This window comes from Promineifilum sp. (SeqCode) (assembly GCF_041918635.1).
Lineage (GTDB): Bacteria > Chloroflexota > Anaerolineae > Promineifilales > Promineifilaceae > Promineifilum.
Genome location: NZ_JAYRVJ010000398.1, coordinates 1 through 5,480, shown reverse-complemented (window position 1 = coordinate 5,480; position 5,480 = coordinate 1). Strand labels below are relative to the sequence as shown.

Sequence of the window (5,480 nt, the reverse complement as noted above, 5' to 3'; positions counted from 1 at the left end):
TGCAGTGACCAGTGGTCAGTGCCCTATGGCACAAGCCGATAATAGGGCTTGTACTGGTTGCTGACGCTGATGTACTCCGGCCGCAGGCCGCGATCCACCAGGCTCGCCACCACGGTCTCATAGACGGCCAGCTTCTGGTGCATGTCCCGGCCGCTGCCAAAGTAGGCCCGCCAGCCGCGGCCGTCCTGATAGCTAAGCCCGCCCGATGTGTTGTAGAAGAGCTTGTCGATGTTGGGGCGCAATTGCCGCAACTGGATCGCCCCCTCCAGCACCGGGCGCGGCACGAAGGCGATGTTGGCCGTCGCCTCCCCGTTCGCCGTCTCGCCGGTCGTCGTTTCTTCGTCGTTTCCGTCCGAGGAGGCAGACTCCTCATCGGAGGAAGCGGTCTCCGCCTCGGCGTCCGTCTCCCCCGTTCCCCCGCTCCCCTGCTCCCCCGCATCGGAGGAAACAGGTTCCTCGGAAACGATATGCAACAACCCCACCGTCTCCGCGCGCGCCAGCGAGAGGTTGCCGTCCTCGTCGATCCAGTAGGTCTCGCTCCCTTCTTCCCACGTCGCCAGCGGCGGCTTCTCGCGCAGACTGACCAGCACCTCGTTGGGCCAGTGCAGCGTGACCGTGGCCGTGACCACGCCGCCCATCTGGCCGATGCGGTCGGCCGCAGCCTGCGGGTCGGCGGCGAAGATGTGCCGCCCGGCCAGACCGCTCTCGGCCACCACGTCGTTGATCTCCAGCGAGGTCGCGCCCTGGACGGGGATGTAGTTCAGGTAGAAGCGCTGGTCCGCGCCGATCAGGTAGAGGGCGTAGACGCACAGCCCCACAATGCCCAGGCTGAGCCAGCGCGCGTTGAAAACGATGGCCCGCGCCGTGGACAGCGGGCGGGTGATGCGCTGGGCGCTCTGGCGGCGCTTGCGCTTCTGGGCCGTCTTGGTCATGCCCAGGCCGGCCAGTGATGCGGCCGAGGCGGCCTGGATGCGGCGCATCTGCGGCTGCTTGCGCAGGCGCTTGTCCCCTTTGCCGCGAGGGGAGGGGGCGACGCGCCTGTCTCCTGTGGCTGATCCCCGCTTGGTGGGCGCGGGCGTTTGTCCTCTCTTGAAGGGCGAGGGAATGCGCCTGGTCATTGTGCGCCTCCTTGCGCCGGCCCGCTCCCGCCTGGGGAGAGGGCGGACGGCTCGATCGTCGTCTCCAATTCCATCTTTTCCCGGTGGCGCTCCAGCGCCAGGGCGATGAGCCGATCCAGCAGTTCGGGGTAGCTCACGCCGCTGGCCTCCCACAGCTTGGGATACATGGAGATGCTGGTGAAGCCGGGGATGGTGTTGATCTCGTTCAGGTAGAGCGCGCCGCTCTCGTCGTCCAGCAGCAGGTCGACGCGGCCCAGCCCGGCGCTGTCGATGGCCTGGAAGGCGCGCACGGCCAGGGCGCGGATGGCGTCGGACTGCGCCGGCGCCAGCGGGGCGGGGATGATCAACTCCGACTCATCCTCCGAACCGGGCGCGGCCATGTACTTGGCGACGTAGTCATAGAAGGCGCGCCGCGGCCGGATTTCGCCCACGACGCTGGCCTGCGGTTCGTCGTTGCCCAGCACGGCCACTTCCAGTTCGCGGGCGCGCTGGTCGCCGCGGCCGATCCCCTGCTCGACGATGAGCCGCCGGTCAAAGCGCGCCGCCTCGGCCAGACCGGCCCGCAACTCGTCCCGGTTGTTGCACTTGCTGATGCCGACGCTGGAGCCGAGGTTGGCCGGCTTGGTGAAGACGGGGTAGGGCAGGTGGGCCTCCACCGCGTCCAGCACCGCCTCCGGCTCGCGCAGCCAGCGGGCGCGCGTGACCAGCTGCCACGGCAGCACCGGCAGCCCGTGGGCCTCCATGACCGCCTTGAAGATGGCCTTGTCCATGCCCACGGCCGAGCCGACGACCCCCGCGCCGACGTAGGGCAGCCCGGCCAATTCCAGTAGCCCTTGCACCGTACCATCCTCGCCGTAGGGGCCGTGGAGCACGGGGAAGATCACGTCCAGTTCGGTGATGGCCGTGAGGTGCGGAGCGCTCTCCTCCCGCTCGCCAACCCTCTCCCAGAGGGAGAGGGAGCCGGAGTGCGCGGGTTCGGGCAGGAGCGCGGCCGGGCGGGCATCGGCCCCCTCGGCCAGGGCGGCCATCACGTCGCCGGCGATCCAGCGCCCCTCTTTGGTGATGCCGATGGGCGTCACCTCGTACTTGGCCGGGTCGAGCGCGCGCATCACCGAGCGCGCCGATTGGAGCGACACTTCATGTTCGCCCGACCGGCCGCCGAAGATGACGCCGACGCGGAGTTTGCCCGTTCTCTTATTCAAACGCCCAATCTCCCACCAACTCGACTTCCAACTCCATCTCGATACCGAATTGCTCGCGGACGCTGTTCCACGCCTCGGCCACCAGGGCGCGGATGTCCTCGGCCGTCGCCTCGCCCTCGTTGATGAAGAAGTTGGCGTGTTTTTCGGAAATGACCGCGTCGCCAATGCGAAAGCCCTTCAGCCCGGCCGTGTCGATCAGGTAGCCGGCGTAGAAGTTCTCCGGATTCTTGAACATCGAGCCGGTGCTGGCTCCGCCCGGCTGGCGCTCTTTGCGCATGGCCGTAAAGCCATCGGCCCGCGCCGTCAGCACGTCCACCGGCTCCGGCTTCAGGCGCAACTCGGCCGACAGGACGACGCGCCGCGCCCGATTGTCCTCGCGGTCGCGCTTCAGGGCGCTCTCGCGGTAGCCGTAGGCCATCTCCTCGCGGCTGTAGACGCGGCGGCCATAGCCCGGCTCCCAAACCGTCGCCGCCAGCAGGGAGGCGTCAATGTCGGAGCCGTGCGCCCCGGCGTTGCCGACCACCGCGCCGCCGACAGTCCCCGGCACGCCGATCGCCCACTCCAGCCCGCCCAGACCGCGGCTGATGCACTGGCGAGCCAGGGCCGACAGGTTAGCCCCGGACTCAGCCGTGCAGACGACGCCCGCGCCGCTGTGGCGAAAGCTGACCTTGCGCGCGCGGTTCAGGATGACCAGCCCGGTCATGCCGCCATCGGCGACGAGGATGTTGGAGCCGCCGCCCAGGACGAAGTAGGGCAGGCCGGCGGCATAGGCGACCTCGGCCGCGGCTTCCAGTTGTTCGGCCGAGTTCACGGTCAGGAACAGTTCGGCCGGGCCGCCGACGCGGGCGGTGGTGTGGCGGGCCAGCGATTCGCTGACCCGCAATTGGTCGCCGAAGATGCGGCGCAATCTTTCTACCGTCTGGACCGTCGTCATGAGTTTCATGTGCCTGCCTGTCTCATCCTGTAGAGCGGGTTGGTAACCCGCCTTTCCTCACCCAGAGGCGGGTTGCCAACCCGCCCTACTATCGCTTCAATCCTCGTTGCCGTTCCAAGCCTTCCAGCACCCAACGGCCGACCGCGTCCCCGTCGCCCGCGCCCAGCGTCACGATTACGTCGCCGGGATTGACCCGCTCCAACAGATAGTCGGCCGCGTCGCGCCGGTCGGGGATGTGGATGGCCTGCGGGTGGCGCATGCGGCTCACCACGCCGGCGGTGTTCACGTCCGGGTCGTCCGCCTCGCGACTGCGGTAGATGTCCAGGGCGATGACCCGCTCCGCGCCGGCGAAACTGTCGGCGAACTCGTCGGCCAGCAGGCGGGTGCGGCTGAAGGTGTGCGGCTGCCACACCGCCCACAGCCGGCGGCCGGGGTAGCGCTGGCGCGCGGCGGCCAGCGTAGCCCGAATCTCGGTCGGGTGGTGGGCATAATCGTCGATGATGGTCACGCCGCCCGTCTCGCCGATCAACTGGAAGCGCCGCTGCACCCCGCCAAAACCGGCCAGCGCGCGGCAAATCTGGCCGAACTCGATTTGCAAATCAAGGCCGACGATGATGGCCGCCAGGGCGTTGCGCACGTTGTGCAGCCCCGGCACGCGCAGCCGCGCCAGGCCGATGGTCTGCCCGTCGTACTCGACCACGAAGTCCGTGCCGCCCATCTGGTTGAGGCGCGCGTCCAGGCCGCGGACGTGCGGGGCGCGCGCGGCGCGCTCGCTCAGCCCGTAGGTCGTCACCTCGATGCCGCCGTTGGTCAACTCGTCCAGCAAGGCGGCCGCGCCGGGGTCGTCGGCGCAGACGATGAGCCGGCCATGGGGCGGCAGCAGCCGGGCGAACTGGCGAAAGGCGGAGTGGTAGGCGTCGTCGGTGGGGAACAGGTCGGGGTGGTCGTGTTCCACATTGGTGATGACCGCCACCTCCGGCCGCAGCCCCAGGAACATGTAGTCGTACTCGTCCGCCTCGACGACGAAGTAAGGGCCCTGGCCGTAGCGCCCGTTACCGCCTAACTCCGGCAGCGTGCCGCCCAAAATGACGGTCGGGTCCAGTCCAACCTCCAGCAGCAGGTGGGCGATCATGCCGGTGGTCGTCGTCTTGCCGTGCGTGCCGGCCACGGCGATGCCGACGCTGCCCTCCATGAGCTGGCCGATCAGGTCGGCGCGCTTGACCACCGGCAGGCCGCGCTCGCGGGCGGCAACCCACTCTGGATTGGTCGGAGGCACGGCCGAGGAGACGACCAGCAGATCGGCCCCCGCGATGTGGGCCGGGTCGTGGCCGGTGTAGATGGTCACGCCGGCGTCGGCCAGGGCGGCGGTTTGCTCATTGGTTTGCATGTCGGAGCCGGAAACCCGGTAGCCGCGACCCAGCAGCACGCGGGCGATGGCCGAAATGCCGGCCCCGCCGACGCCTACGAGATGGATGTGCATGCCGGGTTGCAGTTTCATGATCAGTAAGTAGTAAACAGTAAGCAGTAAGCAGTATTCACTGGGTCAGTTCTTGACTCGTCGTTCGTTACAATAGGACGACGAGGACGAACAGGAACACCACCGCCATCAGCAGCGGCAGGATGATGGGCGAGCCGGTCAGAAACGGGATGGGCAGATTTTCGACAATGGGCACTGCCTCCCACGCCGGGCGAATGATGCGCGACGGGTCGAACGGGTAGCCGATCTCCTGGGCGTAGCGCATCCAATTGCTGGCGGCCACAACCTTATACTCCAGGAAGCACCAGATGGAGCCGATGAGCAGCCAGCCGTTCACCGCGCCCACGATGGCCCCCAATACCTTGTCCTGCAGGTTATCGTGGCGCGTCAGCTTGTCGCCCACGCGGCTGCGGGCCAGCGTCGGGCCTTGATAGCCGAAGAAGCCGATGGCGATCAGGAAGGACGACATGACAAAGAACTGCCAGCGGCGCTGCGCGTCGGGCGGCGTTACGCTGTTGTCCCAGCCAAAGAACCCAAAGGCCACGGCCATGAACTGGTTGATGATGAACAGCGCCAGGATGAGCGAGGACGTGACGACCACCTCCCGCGTCCAGCCGCGCATCGCGCCCACCAGCGCGAACAGGATGACCATAATCCAGAAGGCAACGTTCAGGCTTAGCATCAGGCCTCTTCTCCTTCCACTGACCGCTGGTCATTGACCACAAGGCGACTCCCGTCGCCCGACCCCT

At 67.8% G+C, this 5,480-nt stretch carries 5 protein-coding genes; all 5 read right to left on the bottom strand.

All coding sequences use genetic code 11. The features are described from left to right. Positions 1-23 precede the first annotated feature (23 nt). Positions 24-1,118, bottom strand: coding sequence for a cell division protein FtsQ/DivIB (locus ACE3UY_RS12330; RefSeq protein WP_374687816.1), 1,095 nt, complete (start codon positions 1,116-1,118; stop codon positions 24-26). Then, on the bottom strand, positions 1,115-2,320 hold the full coding sequence (locus tag ACE3UY_RS12325) for a D-alanine--D-alanine ligase family protein (protein ID WP_374687815.1): 1,206 nt from the start codon (positions 2,318-2,320) through the stop codon (positions 1,115-1,117). Before ACE3UY_RS12325 ends, ACE3UY_RS12330 begins: the two co-directional genes overlap by 4 nt. Next, entirely contained in the window at positions 2,313-3,263 is a 951-nt protein-coding gene (murB, locus tag ACE3UY_RS12320; RefSeq protein WP_374687814.1) for a UDP-N-acetylmuramate dehydrogenase, read from the bottom strand. The genes ACE3UY_RS12325 and murB overlap by 8 nt, the downstream gene beginning before the upstream one ends. Before the next feature lie 79 nt (positions 3,264-3,342). Further along, a complete protein-coding gene (murC, locus tag ACE3UY_RS12315) occupies positions 3,343-4,752 on the bottom strand; it encodes a UDP-N-acetylmuramate--L-alanine ligase (RefSeq protein WP_374687813.1) in 1,410 nt (469 codons plus the stop codon). A 67-nt stretch (positions 4,753-4,819) separates the two neighbouring features. After that, complete coding sequence (locus tag ACE3UY_RS12310) at positions 4,820-5,413, bottom strand: CvpA family protein (RefSeq protein ID WP_374687812.1); 594 nt, start codon at positions 5,411-5,413, stop codon at positions 4,820-4,822. Positions 5,414-5,480: the final 67 nt, after the last annotated feature.

Coding starts and splice junctions, on each gene's coding strand:
- ACE3UY_RS12330 (WP_374687816.1), bottom strand. CDS start 1,118: ATGACCAGGCGCATTCCCTCGCCCTTCAAGAGAGGACAAACGCCCGCG.
- murB (WP_374687814.1), bottom strand. CDS start 3,263: ATGAAACTCATGACGACGGTCCAGACGGTAGAAAGATTGCGCCGCATC.
- murC (WP_374687813.1), bottom strand. CDS start 4,752: ATGAAACTGCAACCCGGCATGCACATCCATCTCGTAGGCGTCGGCGGG.
- ACE3UY_RS12310 (WP_374687812.1), bottom strand. CDS start 5,413: ATGCTAAGCCTGAACGTTGCCTTCTGGATTATGGTCATCCTGTTCGCG.